This window comes from Erwinia sp. MYb375, from assembly GCF_037479175.1.
In the GTDB taxonomy this organism is placed as follows: domain Bacteria; phylum Pseudomonadota; class Gammaproteobacteria; order Enterobacterales; family Enterobacteriaceae; genus Erwinia; species Erwinia rhapontici.
The window spans coordinates 678,518-693,990 of the sequence record NZ_JBBGZS010000014.1 but is presented as its reverse complement, the minus strand read 5'-3'; the positions used below and the strand labels follow the sequence as shown (position 1 = coordinate 693,990).

At 52.7% G+C, this 15,473-nt stretch carries 19 protein-coding genes; 4 read left to right on the top strand and 15 right to left on the bottom strand.

Translation table 11 applies throughout. The features are described from left to right. Positions 1–8 precede the first annotated feature (8 nt). The 14 genes from fliD to flgB all read right to left on the bottom strand — a co-directional run bounded on the left by fliD (position 9) and on the right by flgB (position 12,267). Positions 9–1,325 carry a flagellar filament capping protein FliD gene (gene fliD, locus WH279_RS09905; protein ID WP_339456199.1) on the bottom strand — a complete coding sequence of 439 codons (1,317 nt, stop codon included), beginning with the start codon at positions 1,323–1,325 and terminating at the stop codon, positions 9–11. A 216-nt stretch (positions 1,326–1,541) separates the two neighbouring features. Further along, positions 1,542–2,396, bottom strand: a complete 855-nt coding sequence (locus WH279_RS09900; protein WP_339456197.1) for a flagellin N-terminal helical domain-containing protein — start codon at positions 2,394–2,396, stop codon at positions 1,542–1,544. 167 nt (positions 2,397–2,563) lie between these two features. Continuing rightward, complete coding sequence (locus tag WH279_RS09895) at positions 2,564–3,601, bottom strand: hypothetical protein (protein WP_339456195.1); 1,038 nt, start codon at positions 3,599–3,601, stop codon at positions 2,564–2,566. A 9-nt stretch (positions 3,602–3,610) separates the two neighbouring features. Continuing rightward, positions 3,611–4,519 carry a flagellar hook-associated protein FlgL gene (flgL, locus tag WH279_RS09890; RefSeq protein ID WP_339456193.1) on the bottom strand — a complete coding sequence of 303 codons (909 nt, stop codon included), beginning with the start codon at positions 4,517–4,519 and terminating at the stop codon, positions 3,611–3,613. A gap of 17 nt (positions 4,520–4,536) precedes the next feature. After that, positions 4,537–5,907, bottom strand: a complete 1,371-nt coding sequence (gene flgK / locus WH279_RS09885; RefSeq protein ID WP_339456191.1) for a flagellar hook-associated protein FlgK — start codon at positions 5,905–5,907, stop codon at positions 4,537–4,539. Between the two features lie 3 nt (positions 5,908–5,910). Beyond that, entirely contained in the window at positions 5,911–6,216 is a 306-nt protein-coding gene (locus WH279_RS09880) for a rod-binding protein (RefSeq protein WP_339456189.1), read from the bottom strand. Beyond that, a complete protein-coding gene (locus tag WH279_RS09875; RefSeq protein ID WP_445235242.1) occupies positions 6,216–7,319 on the bottom strand; it encodes a flagellar basal body P-ring protein FlgI in 1,104 nt (367 codons plus the stop codon). Before WH279_RS09875 ends, WH279_RS09880 begins: the two co-directional genes overlap by 1 nt. 10 nt (positions 7,320–7,329) lie before the next feature. Further along, positions 7,330–7,995, bottom strand: a complete 666-nt coding sequence (flgH, locus tag WH279_RS09870) for a flagellar basal body L-ring protein FlgH (RefSeq protein ID WP_339456186.1) — start codon at positions 7,993–7,995, stop codon at positions 7,330–7,332. 76 nt (positions 7,996–8,071) lie between these two features. Further along, the gene (flgG, locus tag WH279_RS09865) at positions 8,072–8,857 is read right to left on the bottom strand and encodes a flagellar basal-body rod protein FlgG (protein ID WP_200641466.1); all 786 of its coding nucleotides are present in this window, start codon (positions 8,855–8,857) and stop codon (positions 8,072–8,074) included. A gap of 20 nt (positions 8,858–8,877) precedes the next feature. Continuing rightward, positions 8,878–9,609, bottom strand: a complete 732-nt coding sequence (locus WH279_RS09860) for a flagellar basal body rod protein FlgF (RefSeq protein ID WP_339456183.1) — start codon at positions 9,607–9,609, stop codon at positions 8,878–8,880. A gap of 2 nt (positions 9,610–9,611) precedes the next feature. Beyond that, positions 9,612–10,805 carry a flagellar hook protein FlgE gene (gene flgE, locus WH279_RS09855; protein ID WP_339456181.1) on the bottom strand — a complete coding sequence of 398 codons (1,194 nt, stop codon included), beginning with the start codon at positions 10,803–10,805 and terminating at the stop codon, positions 9,612–9,614. A 9-nt stretch (positions 10,806–10,814) separates the two neighbouring features. Further along, positions 10,815–11,489, bottom strand: a complete 675-nt coding sequence (flgD, locus tag WH279_RS09850; RefSeq protein ID WP_200641463.1) for a flagellar hook assembly protein FlgD — start codon at positions 11,487–11,489, stop codon at positions 10,815–10,817. Next, positions 11,489–11,914 carry a flagellar basal body rod protein FlgC gene (gene flgC / locus WH279_RS09845; protein ID WP_339456178.1) on the bottom strand — a complete coding sequence of 142 codons (426 nt, stop codon included), beginning with the start codon at positions 11,912–11,914 and terminating at the stop codon, positions 11,489–11,491. The genes flgD and flgC overlap by 1 nt, the downstream gene beginning before the upstream one ends. A gap of 2 nt (positions 11,915–11,916) precedes the next feature. Beyond that, positions 11,917–12,267 (bottom strand): flagellar basal body rod protein FlgB, encoded by a 351-nt coding sequence (flgB, locus tag WH279_RS09840; RefSeq protein WP_339456176.1) that lies wholly within the window; start codon positions 12,265–12,267, stop codon positions 11,917–11,919. A gap of 95 nt (positions 12,268–12,362) precedes the next feature. Between flgB and flgA the strand changes: the two genes are divergently transcribed. From flgA to WH279_RS09820, 4 genes are all read left to right on the top strand, one after another. Continuing rightward, positions 12,363–13,106, top strand: a complete 744-nt coding sequence (gene flgA / locus WH279_RS09835) for a flagellar basal body P-ring formation chaperone FlgA (RefSeq protein WP_339456174.1) — start codon at positions 12,363–12,365, stop codon at positions 13,104–13,106. Positions 13,107–13,246: 140 nt separating this feature from the next. Beyond that, positions 13,247–13,510, top strand: coding sequence for a flagellar biosynthesis anti-sigma factor FlgM (flgM, locus tag WH279_RS09830; protein ID WP_339456172.1), 264 nt, complete (start codon positions 13,247–13,249; stop codon positions 13,508–13,510). Beyond that, positions 13,507–13,938: a flagellar protein FlgN gene (locus tag WH279_RS09825; protein ID WP_339456170.1), complete on the top strand. Its 432-nt coding sequence runs from the start codon at positions 13,507–13,509 to the stop codon at positions 13,936–13,938. Before flgM ends, WH279_RS09825 begins: the two co-directional genes overlap by 4 nt. A gap of 38 nt (positions 13,939–13,976) precedes the next feature. Further along, positions 13,977–15,104, top strand: a complete 1,128-nt coding sequence (locus WH279_RS09820; protein ID WP_339456168.1) for a CDP-glycerol glycerophosphotransferase family protein — start codon at positions 13,977–13,979, stop codon at positions 15,102–15,104. Here WH279_RS09820 and WH279_RS09815 read toward each other — a convergent pair. Then, positions 15,070–15,471 (bottom strand): pantoate--beta-alanine ligase, encoded by a 402-nt coding sequence (locus WH279_RS09815; protein ID WP_339456166.1) that lies wholly within the window; start codon positions 15,469–15,471, stop codon positions 15,070–15,072. The two genes, WH279_RS09820 and WH279_RS09815, sit on opposite strands and share 35 nt — an antisense overlap. Positions 15,472–15,473: the final 2 nt, after the last annotated feature.

Below are 15,473 nucleotides of genomic sequence, written 5' to 3'. Positions count from 1 at the left end.
GTCTGTTCCTAGAAGAACTGCCCCATCGTCTGGTTCATTTGCGCGATAATCGTTTTCATATTGGTAAACTCTTTCACGTAGCGATTGAACGCCGTTTCATAGCGAGTCTGAATCTGCGACTCCTTACGAGTTAGCTGCTCGCTTTTCCTATCCAGGCCTTCCTGACGCTGCTTCAAGGTCCCTTTCGACCCACTGAGAAGGGTATCAAGCGCCTCTTTTTCGACCCGTTTAAGCAGGCCGCTGGAACCATCAAACAGGGCATTGAAGGCACCTGGTTTTTCCTTCATCGTCTCTTCAAACAATTTTCCGTCCAGTTTCAACTGGCCATTTTTATCAGAGGTGATACCAAACTCGCTCAGCTTCGCGCCGTTAAACTCACTACGCAGCAGCTCATTAAGTTTCGTTTCCAGTGCGCTAATGCCGGAGTCTCCGGCAAGTGCACCCCGTGTTATTGAGCCATCGCTGTTACCACTTTTGGTCAGCTCGTTCAGCTTGGTACGCAGCGAGTTCCAGGCATCAACAAACTTATCTGCCTGTTCACGGGTACCGGTGGTGTCGTTGTCAATGTTAATGATCAGCGGTTCTCCCTCGATGGTCGTACGGATCACCGTCAGATCCACGCCGGGAATGATGTCTTTAAAGTCATTCGTGCTGCTGGTGAAGGTCATCGCGCCTTCACCCATCGTGATCACGGCATCCTTCGCGGTCGAAATTTGCGTGGCCTTTGTGGTCAGCTGGTTATGCAACGCCGCATCATCAGCGGAGAGCGTGACGGCATTATCCGCACCGGTTTTATCACTGCTTATCATCAGGATATTCTGGCCGTTTTGCTTCACCAGCGAGGCCGTTGCACCAGAATTACCGCTTTCTGCGTTAATTTTGTCGCGAAGTCCCGACAGACTACTGATGGTGGACATATCAATATCCACGTCTTTATCACCAATACTGATTTTCAGATTGCCGCTGGCGTTGGCAATATCGGCATCACTTAAACTTTCAAACGCTTTCTGATCGGCACCGGCCGTCTGTTGGACGTTGATGTTGTACAGCCCTTTTTTAGCACTGCTGCTGGCATTAAGTGTGACGTAACCTTCCTGGCTGGCCGTGGCACTGTTTTTCACCATGCCGCCGCTGCTACCACTAACGGAAAAGCCTTTCAAAGCTGACTGAAAATCTGTCAGCGCCGTTTTTAACGTCGTCAGTGCTTTTTGCTCTGCGGAAACCCGATTTTGCTGATTTTTCAGCTGGGACTGCTGCGCACTAATGCTGGCCATCGCCAGCTGTTGAGAGACGGTTTGTGGATCAAAACTATCTAACCAACTCATTATGACCTCCCGTTCGCCTGCGTTTTGCATGGCGGAAGTAGACTATTTCACTTTCTCAAAGCAATACTCATGCCAACTTTTAAATTTATTATTTATCATTAAGTTAGAATGAGACGAGAACCCGGCTTTCCGCCTGATGCGGAAATATCCGTTTCCGCTTGCGGAAACAAAAACACCGCTACGTGAGCGGTGTTTTTTCAGTTCAAGGAAGAGGGATTAACCCAACATGCCCAGCACCATCTGGCTCATGCCATTAGCCTGCTTAAGCATGGCCTGGCTTGACTGCGTCAGCATCTGATTGCGCGTCATATTGGTCGCTTCGGAAGCGAAGTCAGCATCACGAATAATGCCCAGGTTAAGGTTGGTGTTATCCTGCATGTTGGCCAGGTTAGCGCCAGTGTGGCCCAGACGGTTGATGTTGGCACCCAGAGAGGAGCGCATAGACCCCACGTCTTTGATTGCCGTGTTCAGGCTGTCAATCGCTGCGTTACCACCCGTTGCTGAAGTCAGATCAGACGAAAGCAGGGTTTTCAGTGAGCCGGTCGTTTTTCCCATCTCCGTTGAGAAATCGACTTTCAGTGTTTCATCGGTGCTGGCACCGATCTGGAACTGCATGAGGCTCATCAGTTTGCCTGAGACTGAACCGCTGACAGAGGACAGCAGTTTCTCTGTACCGTAAGAGGTGTTGCTCATGATGTTTTCCAGCTCAGCATTCAGCTCTTTGTACTCAGCGCCAATGGCCGTACGGTCATCCTCTCCGTTAGTATCATCTGCAGCCTGAGTCGCCAGATCCTTCATGCGATACAGGATGTTGTTCACTTCATCAAAAGCCCCTTCTGCGGTCTGCAGCATGGAAGTTGCTTTAGCAATGTTCTGCTTAGCCACGCCCATACCGTTAGACTGTGCTTGCAGACGAGTTGCGATTTGCAGGCCAGCTGCATCATCAGCTGCAGAGTTAATACGAAGACCCGTACCCAGACGCTGCATCGCAGTATTCAGGCTACTTGTTGACTTGTTCATCGCATTGGTAGAACTCATTCCTGCTGCGCTAGTGAAGATAGATAATGCCATGTTTATTTGCTCCTTGAGGAATCACCGCGATTCCGTTTCCAGTACCAGAGATAAGCGACAGGAACAGGGAGAAAGTTAAGCGCACCGAGAAAAAAGTTGAAAAAAAGTGAAATAATCGCCTGAACATCGCCTTTTACAGTGGCACTGTCTTAGCCCTCCTCAAGCGATTACCCCACGGCCAATACGTTACGCACCCGCGCGCCCCGAACATTTGCCTGGCCTGCCAGCGCCTGCGACATGCCGCTAAAGTCCGCATGACGCAGTCGGGCTGACAGATCTTCTGATACCTGCAGTGCCGAAGTCTCGCCATGTTTAAAGGTGGCCATGCTGTCAATGCGCTGCTGAACCAGGTTACGGGTCGCCTGCAGATGACGTCGCTGTCGGGTCACCGTCTCCAGCGATTGCTCAAGGCTGCCAAGCAATGCCCCTGCACTTGCCGGCGTGCGTACCAGTTGTTGCAACGTCTCTTCCAGACCGCTTTCTCTTTGTGGCTTAAGAGGATAAAACTGCCCCTGCGGATAGCGCTCACCGCCCCCCTGCACGCTGAGATGCTGACCGACCTCTGCCCAGCGATCCTCACCCACCTGGAAATTCAACTGTCTGCCGTTGAGCTGACCGTGAATGCCCCACTTTCCCAGAGCCTGGTTAAGGCGCAGCAGGTTTTGCTGCGGCGAGGTGCCATCCAGTTCTGCCGCACTGATCGAGCGCTGGCGACCTGCCAGCGAAAAGGTCAGCAATTCTGGCTGTGCGTTATACAGTAATGCCGCCCCATCCTGCAGGCTGAAGTTAACCGACGGTTTATTTTGCAGGCTAAGTTGCAGCTGTCTGTCCACTGTTCCTGCGGAAAGCTGCTCACGTTTTGCCAGCAATTTTTGCAGGATTTCCGCCTGGCTGGCAATCTCACTCGCCACGGCACGACGTGTAATGAGATGGTTCAGCTGCAGAACCTTTTTCTCAGTTTCCAGCAGGAATTCATCCGCCTGCTGAACCGCGGTCAGTTGCTGATTAAGCTGTACGTTATAGCGCAGTGGTTCTGAGGAAATTAACGGACGATCAGGAAAAGCAGCTGCCGCTTTCCGGGCCGAATGTACGCCGGATGGCGCACTGACCGCGTTAAGCGGGGCAGCAGAGACCTGCGTCTTACTGACGGCCGTATTGGCCGTTGCCGGGGTTCCTGCCCCGGCACGATGAGTGATCGGTATCATGTGATTATCTTAAATCAGTGAGAACAGCGAAAGCTGCTGGATTCGGGTATAGCTTTTCTGCGCACCCACTGTTGCATTGTAAAGACGGGCCAGATCAATACTCGCCTCAGCCATATTCAACGTTGTCAGGCTGTTGATCACCGTGTCATTCACCACGCCATTATCGCCGTGAATATCGTTTAGCAGGGTCAGGTTGTTCTGACGAGCGCCCAGTTCGGTATATAACGCGCCAACCTTCACATGCGCGCTATCAATAGCATTAAAGGCCTCCTGCATCTCCGCAAAGTAGTCCGGCGGATTCTGGCTGCCATCCTGCATTTTTTGGGTCACTGCATACACTGTATTCAGCATTTCAAGATTTTCGCCAAACGCCGGAATCAGTGCCGTTGTCATCTGGACGTCCATCCCACTGGATACTTGCGTGCTGGCTGTATCGTTGTTGCCCCTGTAAGACCAGCTCTGGCTTTCCTTGTCAAAGACCAACGGCTGCTGGTCTGTTTTCGTGCCAGAAAAGAGGTAGTGGCCATCCTGATCGCGGGCGTTGGTCAGCGTCACAATTGACTCAAGCATTGACGCCATCTCTTTACCGTAACCACTGATTTCTTCGGCAGACAACGTGCCGCCCATCGCCTCTTCCAGCTTATCTTTCAGCGCTAACAGCTGCTGTTCACAGCCTTTGATGCTGCTTTCCTGAGTCGCTAAGTTTCCTGAAAGGCGCTGGATATTGGTCTCATACTGGCCGATAGCTGACTGCTCACGACGTATCTGTGCCAGCTGCACGCTGGCAATAGGATCGTCAGAGGGCTTGAGAAGCCGGGTTTGCAGGCTAATTTTATTCTGCACGGTACCCAGTTGTGCATTGTTGCGGTTAAAATTGAGTAATAGATTGTTGGTAAAACTCTGACTGCTAATACGCATCGTCACTCCTGTCAAAATCAGAACAGGGCCAGCAGATCGTTAAAGATCTGATCGCCTGTAGAGATAACTTTCATATTGGACTGATAGGCCTTGGTATAGACAATGAGATTAATGGCCTCTTCGTCTTCAGACACGCTGCTGTAGTTACTGCGATCGTTCTCAGCCTGCGTGAGTAGCGTAGAAGCCGCTTCCAGTGCCGCCTGATTATCCCGGCTGTGCGCTGCAACGGTACCGACCATCGTAGCGCTGGCATTCGACAATGAGGTGTTTCCCATGCCCGGGATATCCATCGTCAGGTTGGCAATTTTGATTAACGCTTGCAGATTGTCGTTATTCCCACTGGCATCCGGAATACTGGAAAATGCCAGTTCATCCCAGGTCAAATCGGTAATGCCAAGCATGCCATTCGGATTAGTCAGATCGAAGCTGAACAGCGGTTTCCCCGGGTTTCCCTGACTGTCAAAGCCCGCAGCAAGCTGGCTGTTAAAGGCGTTGGCCAGCGATTTCGCCATACCCTGTACCGATTCTTCCATGCCGTTCAGCGTCTCAGTTTCATACTGATACAGTCCGCCAAGCGCACCGCCACAGTCCATATCGACCGAAAACGAGGTCGTCGAAAAGGACAGTGAAAGGCGACGGTTGCCGCCGCTCTCATCGAATACCAGCTTGCCCGCTGTGCTGCCGCTGACTAACGGCTGCCCGCTATTCAGCGCTACCGTGTAGCTGCCCTCCGGGGTTTCATTGATACGGACATCAATAAAGCCACTAAGCTGCTTCACCAGCTCATCCCGCTGGTCGCGTAAAACACTGGTATCGCCGCCCTGCGCCTCAGATTCGATGATTTTTTTGTTGTAATCAGCAATATTGGTACTCAATACATTAATGCTACCGATACTGTTCTGCTGCTGGGTGCGAATATCGCTATGCTGTTTATTAAAAAACTCCTGGAGCTTATTAAAACGGGTGGCCAGCATCTTTGCATTCGACAGGACGTTCTGGCGCATGGCCTGATTTTCCGGCCTTTCCGTAGCTCCACTCAATGCGCCGAACAGATTATCCAGCCCCTCTCCCAGTCCCGAGGTTTCTGAGCCAACGAGCGTTTCCAGCTGTCCAAGATAGTTTTGAGCGGTAGCATAAAAGTTCCCCTCACTGTTGGTCCGCCAAACCTGACCAATAAGAAACTGATCGGCCATACGGCGGATGCTGGTGACGGCCACACCGCTACCGCTGTCAAAACGAACCTGCCCCATCGGGCCTATCGCCATCTGTTCAACGCGCTGACGCGTATAACCTGGTGTGGCAAGGTTCGCCGTGTTCAGAGCCGTGACATTAAGCTGCGTTTGTGCCGCACGGATTCCGCTGTAGCCGATGTTGAAAAGAGAGTTCATCCTTTACCTCGTGGTCGTTTCTGATGAAAGTTGCTGAATAAGCAGTGCTGCAATCCCCGTTGAACGCTGGCTGGCAAGCTGCTGAGCCAGCGCATCGTCATAAAAATCCCGCAGGGTTCGCGCTTCCCGGCTACTGAACAGCCCGTTATCTCCCGCGAGCGTATCGACACTTTTGCGCATTTCTTGCAGCATCTGTCGTAAAAACATGGCTTCAAACTGTTCCGCAGCGTCATCGAGTGTTGTGGGATTTAACCGACCGCTAAAGTCTCCTGCGCCCGCCGATAGTGGCGCACCAATTGCATTGATCATCAGATCACCACCAGTTCAGCATCCAGTGCCCCGGCTTCATGCAGTGCCTGCAAAATGGCGATAGTGTCATCGGGAGAAGCGCCCAGACTATTAATGGTATTAACAATACTGCGCAGGCTGGTGCCGGCCGGAACAACGACCATCTGTCCCTTGCCGCGATCGACACCAATATCACTTTGCGGCGTGACTGCCGTCTGCCCGTTACTGAGCGGTCCGGGCTGACTGACATTTTTCGTTTCACTGATCGTTACGGTAAGTGAGCCATGTGACACCGCAGCGGCCCGGACCACAATCCCTTCCCCCATGACAACCGTTCCGGTTCGGGCATTGAATACCACGCGAGCAGGTTGCTTACCGGCTTCGATCTGGACATCTTCCAGCATCGACATAAATGCCACTCGCGCCCCCGCCTCTTTCGGCGCATTCACCGAAACGTTGGTGGCGCTTTTCGCCTGCGCGGTCCCGCTACCAAAGCGCTGATTCAATGCGATAGCAATATTGTTGGCGGTTTTAAAACTCGGTCGTTTGAGGTTGAGATACACCTCATTGTTGTCGACAAAATCGCTGGGGATTTCACGCTCAACAGTGGCACCGTTGGGAACCGTGCCGACAGTCGGCGTGTTGATCGTAATACTGGAGCCACTGTCACCGCTGGCTTTCACTCCCCCCACGACCACATTACCCTGTGCCAGGGCATAGACTTCACCATCGGCGCCGCGCAACTGCGTCAGCAGCAGCGTACCGCCGCGCAGGCTTTTCGCATCCCCCATTGACGACACGGTGACATTAATGGTTTGTCCGCGTGCGTACATCGGTGGCAGTGTGGCACTCAGTGCCACAGCGGCGACGTTTTTCACTTTAGGGTCGATTTTCGCCGGCATTTGCACACCAAACTGGCGCAGCATATTAGTGACCGACTGATTAGTGAATTTGACCTGATTGCGATCGCCGGAACCATCAAGGCCCACGACCAGGCTGTAGCCCACCAGCTGATTACCACGAATACCCTGAACATCAACCAACTGGTTTAACGGCTGCGCATGCAGTGGGTGTATGGCGCTGAAGATCCCGGTAATGAAGAGCGGGATAACGTAACGTAACATCATAAAAACCTTAAATCGGGAATAACGGATGGTTGAAGAAACGCGTCAGCCACCCTGCGGAGTTAGCATCACTTAACGCACCGCGGCCCGCATACGAGATGCGTGCGTTAGCAATACGTTGTGATGAGATCGTATTATCGCGGCCAATATCTTCTGAACGTGCCAGGCCCGAGACGCGCATATATTCGTCTCCCTGGTTCAGGGTCAGCCACTTCTCACCGCGAATGACCAGTACCCCGTTGGAAAGTACCTGATGGACCGCCACAGTAATCGATCCGCGCAGCATGTTTTGTTGCGCAGACGTCGCGTTGCCGTTGAAATCACGACTGCCGGATACGGAACCGCTCAACTTATCCAGCGTTTTTCCGGCTACAGAAGGCACACCCAATTCAACCTCGTTCTTTTTGCCGAAATTGGTCTTTGCCTGCTTGCTGGACTGGGTGGACTCATCCAGCAATACCGTCAGAATATCGCCAACACGATAGGCGCGACGATCCTGTGTCAGGGACCAGTTATAATTAGTTTGATACAACCCACCCCCACGAATGGCGGCATTCGGCGTGCTGACATCGGACGGCGGCGCGAACTCGGCATCGTCTTTATGTACCGCATACGGCAAACTTTCGCAGCCGCTCAACAGCAACAGGGCGGCCAGCAACAGAAACGTTTTTTTCATTTTCTCACCAGTCAACACAGATGACGTTTGGGTAATAACAGGCGGAAGACATCTTTCCGCCCTGAGTAATTGGCATTTACACCTGCTGATTAAGGAACTTCAGCATGTCATCCGCGGCCGAGACCATTTTTGCGTTCATCTCATAGGCGCGCTGCACGGTGATCATATCGACCATCTCTTCCACCACCTGCACGTTAGAACCTTCAAGTGCTCCCTGTTCCAGCTCACCGAAGGCCTCTTCTCCCGGCACCCCTTCAAAAGCTTCACCACTGGCCGTGGTTTCGCGATAGAGATTGCCCCCCGTGGCCTCCAGACCGGCCGGGTTGATAAAGTTCACCAGGGTTATTTGCCCGAGTTCGGCGGGTTCACTTTCCCCTCCCACCTGGGCGGTAACCGTGCCATCTTTCGCAATGCCAATACTTTTGGTGCCCTGCGGCAATTCAATCCCCGGCACCAGCGGCAATCCCTGTGCGTTAGTTAACACGCCGTCGGCGTTAATCCTCAGGTTCCCGGCGCGGGTGTAGGCAATATCACCGCTGGCCGTTTCGATTTGGAAAAAGCCCTGCCCGGTGATCGCGACATCCAGCTCTTTCGAGGTCACCTGTACCGATCCCGTGGTAAACGATTTTTCCGTGCCGAGGATTTTTACCCCGCTACCGAACTGGATGCCGCCAGGCGTCGTATTGTTCTGATCCAGCGCCACACCTGGCGCACGCTGGTTTTGATAGAACAGATCCTCAAAGACCACGCGGTCACGCTTAAATCCGGTGGTATTCACGTTGGCCAGGTTATTGGAAATTGCGGCCATTTTGGCATCCTGTGCCGCCAGCCCGGTTTTACTGATCCATAATGCGGGATTCATTTTTGCTGTTCCTTCATCGGTTAGCTGCCACGGATCAGGCGGTTACCCGCCTGTGCCAGAGTGTCAGCCGCTTTCATCATTTTTATCTGGGCTTCAAACTGACGACTGAGGGAAACAGTCGCCACCATTTCATTAATGGCTGAGACGTTACTGGTTTCCAGATGCTCACTGGCGATCTGAACGCTCTCATTGCGCGGCTCCGTCCGGCGAGTACTGACCAGAAAACCATCATTGTTCTTGCGCAGACGATTAGCCGACACATCGACCAGTTTGATCCGGTCAACATCCATCGCGGCCTCCAGATCGCCGTTTTCAGGAATAACGGTAATCGTGCCGTCATCACCGATAGCGACCTCGGAAAAGGGTGCCAGCTGAATGGGCCCCGTTTCGCCCAGTACGGGCTTACCGTTGACCGTCAGATTGCCGCTCTCGTCCATCTCGATATGACCATTACGGGTATAAATTTCTCGCTGCCCGTCACGCAGGGCGATCAGTCCATCCCCTTTGATACCAATATCCAGTTCACGCCCGGTTTCCTGCAGTGCCGCATTAGCCATATTGATGCCGCCATTCTGGCTGTTAACCTGATAGCGGCTGTTATAGCCATAGCCCGCCACTGGCTGGCTGTTCGCCCGCTCCAGATCGGCACGAAAGCCCTCGGTATTGGCATTCGCAAGATTATTGGCATGGATCATCTGCTGGTTCAGACTGCGATTTGCGCCGCTCACGGCGGTAAAAATGAGACGATCCATAATTACAAGGCTTGGAACAGTGCGTTCATCATCTGATCGTTGGTCGAGATGACTTTCGTATTCGCCTGATAGTTACGCTGTGCCGACATCAACCCCACCAGCTCCGACGTCAGATCAACGTTTGATGACTCCAGTGCCGCAGATTTAATCGTGCCGTACATCCCCGACTTCGGCGCACCCAGCAACGGCGCACCGGAACTGTTGGTTTGCTGCCATGAGGTACCGTCGGTCGCTTGCAGACCATCCGGGTTAGTAAAGTTAGCCAGTACCATCTGCCCCTGTAACAGGCGCTGGCCGTTGCTGAAGGTGGCATACACCATGCCGTCGTCATCAATTTGCTGGCCGGTCTTTTCACCGGACTGATAGCCATCAGGGCTATTTTTGTTTACCGAGAAATCAGAACCGTACTGGCTGCTGCCGCTGTAGCTGAGGTTAATATTCAGCGCCTCCGCGCCGGGGATCGTCGCAGTAATATTGACCGGCCCCGTGGGTGCGGTCAGCAAACCACTGGTGTCAAACTCCAGCGGAGAGGAAGTGGCGTTAGCCTTGTCGCCATCGACCACATAGTGTGCAGTCCACTTGTTATCATCAGTTTTAACAAAGTACTGCGTCAGCGTGTGTTCACGCCCCAGCGAGTCATACACCTGTGTGGTATAGCTGTTGTTAAAGGTATCGTTATTGTCAGGATCGAAAGCGGGCGTCGCGGGTTTCGCCTCAGCGCGCGCATCCAGGTTAGCAATAAAATCGAGCGTCGAGGTGCTTTTTGCCGGCAGGCCACCCGCATTAATTTTCAGATCGCCAATGGTTCCGACCTGTAATTGCCCTTCAGCGTTGACGGGATATCCCTGTAATTTGCTGCCAAGATTGTTGACCAGGTAACCATTATTATCCGTGCCAAAGTAGCCCGCGCGGGTATAACTGTTGGTGCCGTTAGTATCACGTACCACAAAGAAACCATTACCGTTGATCGCCAGGTCGAGGTTACGCCCGGTACCTGAGATCCCGCCCCCCGTAGAAATACTCTGTGACATACTGCTAACGCCCACACCCAGCGGTGCACTCCCGGCGTACAGTGCGGCAAATTCAGCACGCATCGATTTGTAGCCGGTCGTTCCGCTATTGGCGATGTTATTACTGATGGCATTCATCTGCTGGGTAATGGCATTTAACCCGGAGGTTGCGATGTTAAAACTCATATAAAATCCTTATGCTTCTTCAGCCGGGGATTTCCCGCCAAACTGACTGATATTGAAAAACGCGATTTCACCCAGACCGGGGATCTTGAGCAGTGGCGAGCCATCCGGCCCAATTCGTACGCTGTTAACACAGCCAGAGATTTCAATCGGCACCGTGTTTTCCCCTTCTTCCGTCACCACTGACAGGGTGTATTTTCCTTTCTTAAGCCCCAGCACTTCAGGATCAAGGGTGAAGTCCACCAGGCCTTTTTCCTGTTTGCCCAGATCCAGCGTGGTTTCATTGCCGGCGGCATCTTTGATATGCACCGTGACATTGCTGGACGGGTGTGCCAGTGTCAGACGCCCATCTATCGGCTGCCCGTCCACTTCAATCGTGTCAGCACGCACCATGATCTGTTGCCCGACCAGGTTACCGATGGCCAGCATCTGAATGTTGTCTACCAGCGTGGCAGCGTTCTGCATCATGCCGGTCATATCCTGCATCGACTGCACCTGGGTCATCTGCGCCAGTTGACCAACATATTCCGTACCGTCGGTGGGATTGAGGGGATCCTGATTCTGGATCTGCGCCACCAGCAGCTTCATAAACATATTGTTCAGATCAGTCCCACCGTTAGGCGTCGGTGCACCCGATATATTCATGTCATCGCTGCCGTAATCTCTCGCTACATGACTTACGCTCATCAGGCTTCTCCCAGTCTCAGCAGGCTTTGCTGCATGCTTTTCACGCTGTTTAACACTTCAACGTTGGTTTCGAAATTGCGTGATGCCGACATCATGTCCGCCATCTCTTCTACGGTGTTGATATCCGGGTAAAACACATGCCCCTGAGCATTAGCCACTGGATTGTGGGGTTCATAACGACGAATGGCTGACCCCGTTTCCACCACGTCCAGTACCTGTACACGCGCTCCCGCCAGCGCAGCGTTATCCATCAGCTGGTTACGCTGATAGATCGCGGCAAATACCGGACGGCGCGCCTTATAGGTCGCGTCAGCGCTGGCCGCCGGTGATTCAGCGTTTGCCAGGTTACTGGCGATGGTATTAAGGCGCACCGTTTGCGCCGTCATCGCCGATCCTGAAACGCGATAAATGTCGTTAAATGACATGGTTATTTCCCCTCAATGGCCTGCTTAAGCCCGGTTAGTTTCGAATTCAAAAATTGCAGGCTGGTTTGGTAATCCAGCTGGTTTTTCGCGAATTCTGCCTGCTCTACATCCAGGGCAACGGTGTTGCCATCCGTAGATGGCTGATAAGGCACGCGATATTTCACTGAAAGTGACCCATTCAGTAAGCTTTTGCTCTGAAAACGTTGCATCTCAGCGGCAAAATCAATATCTTTAGCCTGAAAGTTGGGGGTATCAACATTGGCCAGGTTCGCCGACAACAGTTCAGCTCGGGAAAGTCGAAGCTGTAGTGCGGCAGGATGAATGCCTAATGATTTGTCAAAACTTATTCCCACGTTAAAACCTCAGTTGATCAATGAATCACACGCATATAGCAATATACGTGCCAACTTTTAATTAATTGATTTAACAGGTTTTTATGAAAAACGTAATGACAAAAAGGAAAGCGCCCTTCCTCTTTCTGACGCTGTGGGGCCTGACTTTTTTTTCCGCAGCCTCGCCTGAAGGCCACACTGCGCGTAAACAGATTTATCAGCAGGCGGTTGCCAGCGCTGACGCCGATATCAAACGCGTCGCCGGGCTAAAAAAATGGGAAGGCTATCAGAGCAAAATCAACGTTTTCATCCCCACCGAAGCCAGCCGTTTAAGCCGCTGTCCACGCCCACTGAGTGTGGCGATGCCGGTGAGCGATCGCCCCGATCTCACCCGGTTACGTTACGATATTCGTTGTGAAGGTCCCGATGGCTGGGAAATCAATGTGACGGTCAAGCCTGATATCTATCTGCCCGTTTTAGTCGCCAGGCATTCGCTTGAACGCGGAAAATTGCTGGCAGCCAGCGATGTCGAGATAAAAAAGAAAAACATCACCGGACTCCGCGACGGCATCATCGTGAACCCGGATGATGCCGTCGGATTCACGGTGAAAAAGCGCATTCGCGATAGGCAGCCCATTTCCCCTTCTATGCTGGATCAACCCCTACTGGTAGAACGGGGCCAGCAGGTAGTAATGCTGGCGGAACAGGATGGTGTGCAGGCTAAAATGATCGGCAAGGCGTTAAAAAAAGGACGTAAAGGTGATGTGATTAAAGTCAAAAATCTCACCAGTGAACGTACCGTCAGCGCCATTGTCGAGGGGCAGGGCCTCGTTCATATGCTGCTGGCTCCCGGGCAGTAAAGCCATGGGTCCATGTCAGAACAATGCGATCAGGCGAACTTGAGCGGAAATATTTTGGCCCTGATTTAAGTTTTTTCCTGCCTGAGTCGCTCTATACAGGTAGACGATGTTTAAAACAGAACTCAGAGGGTAAACCCGTGATGAAAATTACCTCACATTCTTTAGTAGCAGGCATGACCGTGCGACCCCAGCTCAAAAACGTGGGCGCAGAGAGTGCAAAAACGTCTGCTGTACCGTCTTCTGAACCCACAGGCCCTATCAGCCAGGCCCAGCAGACACTGCGTGAAATGCCGGACGTGGATACCCAGCGAGTGGCGGACCTGAAAGCCGCTATCCGCAACGGCGAGTTGGATCTTGATGCGGACTCACTTTCGCGCTCGATGATGGACTATTACCGCCGATGAGCAGCCAGACAGAACGTGTTAAGGCCCTGCTACAGGATTTGAAACAGGACACGGAACATTATCAGCGACTGGAGCAACTGCTGGAACAGCAGCGCGAAGCCATGTTCGCCTGCAACGCCGGGCGCACGACAGAAATCGACAACGAGCTGATGTCACTGTATCCGCTGTTGCAAAATAGCGCGCGTCGCCGGGCTGATACGCTGACCGGCTTCACATTGTCACCTGACGGACGCGGTCTGGTGGCTCTGTTTTCACGTCTCCCTGCTGTCGTTTGCCAACAGGCCACCGCCTGGTGGGAGCAACTTGAACAACAGGCGCTTCTCTGCAAGCAGCTGAATCAGCGCAACGGCCTGCTGCTAAACAGTCAGCAGGAAGTGTTGGGCACGCTGCTTTATCACGAGCCCCAGGACTTCATCTATTCCCGCTAAACGCCTGATGGGATAGGTTCTCAACCTGAGTAACACTGATGACCCACTGCCCTACTATCGGTTTCTACATGGAAACCGCTTTTCATTATGACGTGTATAAAAACATCATCTTCGCCCTGCAAAAACAGGGGCATTCTTGTACTCTGGTGATTGCGGATGTCTGCGAGAGGGCGTTTGTGCTGGACATGGCGGCACAGATAAAAACGTTACGCCATGACAATCTGGGCGTCATGCTGTTGTCGAAAATGCGGGCACAGCGGACAGTGCTGGAAACCATGGTCAGCCCCTATTACACCCCGCTGTTGAACGGAACCGCCCGCTGGCACGTCCGGGCGATGTATGGTCTGGCGAAAGATCGCTGGGGCCACGCCTGGTGGAATGCGTTTTACGACCTGATCCTTTGCTACGGCAACCATTCGCAGGAAAAACTGAATATTGCGGGCAGCGCGGTGACCGTGGGTAACCCACGCTTCGATGACTGGCACAACCGCGGTTACAATCGCCAGTTGGTCAATGCACTGACGCGGAATCAATCCAAACCGATCGTCCTTTATGCGCCGACGTTTGGCGATCTCAGTTCAATCCCTCATTGGGCCGAACGGCTTAACATCTTGCAGCAGAGCTGTACATTACTGGTCAAACTGCATCATGGCACCCGGATCAACCCCTCTGAAACCGCTTCGCTGCAAATGATGGAAAAATACTTTCGCAAAAATATTGTTAACAGTCTCTCCTCTTTTGCTTTGCTCGATGCGGCCGATCGGGTGCTGACCGATAACAGCGGTTTTATTTTCGATGCCATCCATGCGGGAAAACCTACCGTGCTACTGGAATGGGCAGGTTTAGAGGACGTGCTGCAGGGTAACGAAACCTTGAGCGACACCAGCAGTGCAGAACAGACAGCACGCCAGTACATTGACACCGCCAGCTCGCTGACAGAACTGCAAACCCTGCTGAGCGCCGATCCCCCCTCTTCCCACCCCGGAATAGAGGCGTTCCGTACACATTATTGCGATCGGTATCAGGATGGCCAGGCGGGGTGCCGCGCGGCGACCGCGATCACTCAGCTGATGGCCCCCCCTGCAAACACACCGAAGAATTTTTACCTGGAGACTCTGCGCGAGAAGCTGTTTACACCCTCACCTGGCTGCGGGTCACTTCAATAATTGACGTCGTCGATATCGACGGCGTCCTTGGAAGGTAACAGACGTCACACACTGTCTGAAGATGATCGAAACGACCCAGCCAGTCATCCCCCATCACCAGTACGCGGGCAGAAAACTGCCGGATATACTCGGCTTTCATCTCCAGTGATTCTTCCAGAAAGACTTCATCCACCCCTTTTATCTGGCTCACAATGGTCATCCGCTGCTGCTGAGGATACACGGGATGGCGCTGCTTTTTGCTGAAATTAAGCCGATCGGAGGATATCCCCACCACCAGACGATCCCCCATGTCACTGGCCCGGCGCAGAATATTCAGATGCCCGATATGAAAAATATCGAAGGTGCCAAAAGTAATCACTGTCTTCATTC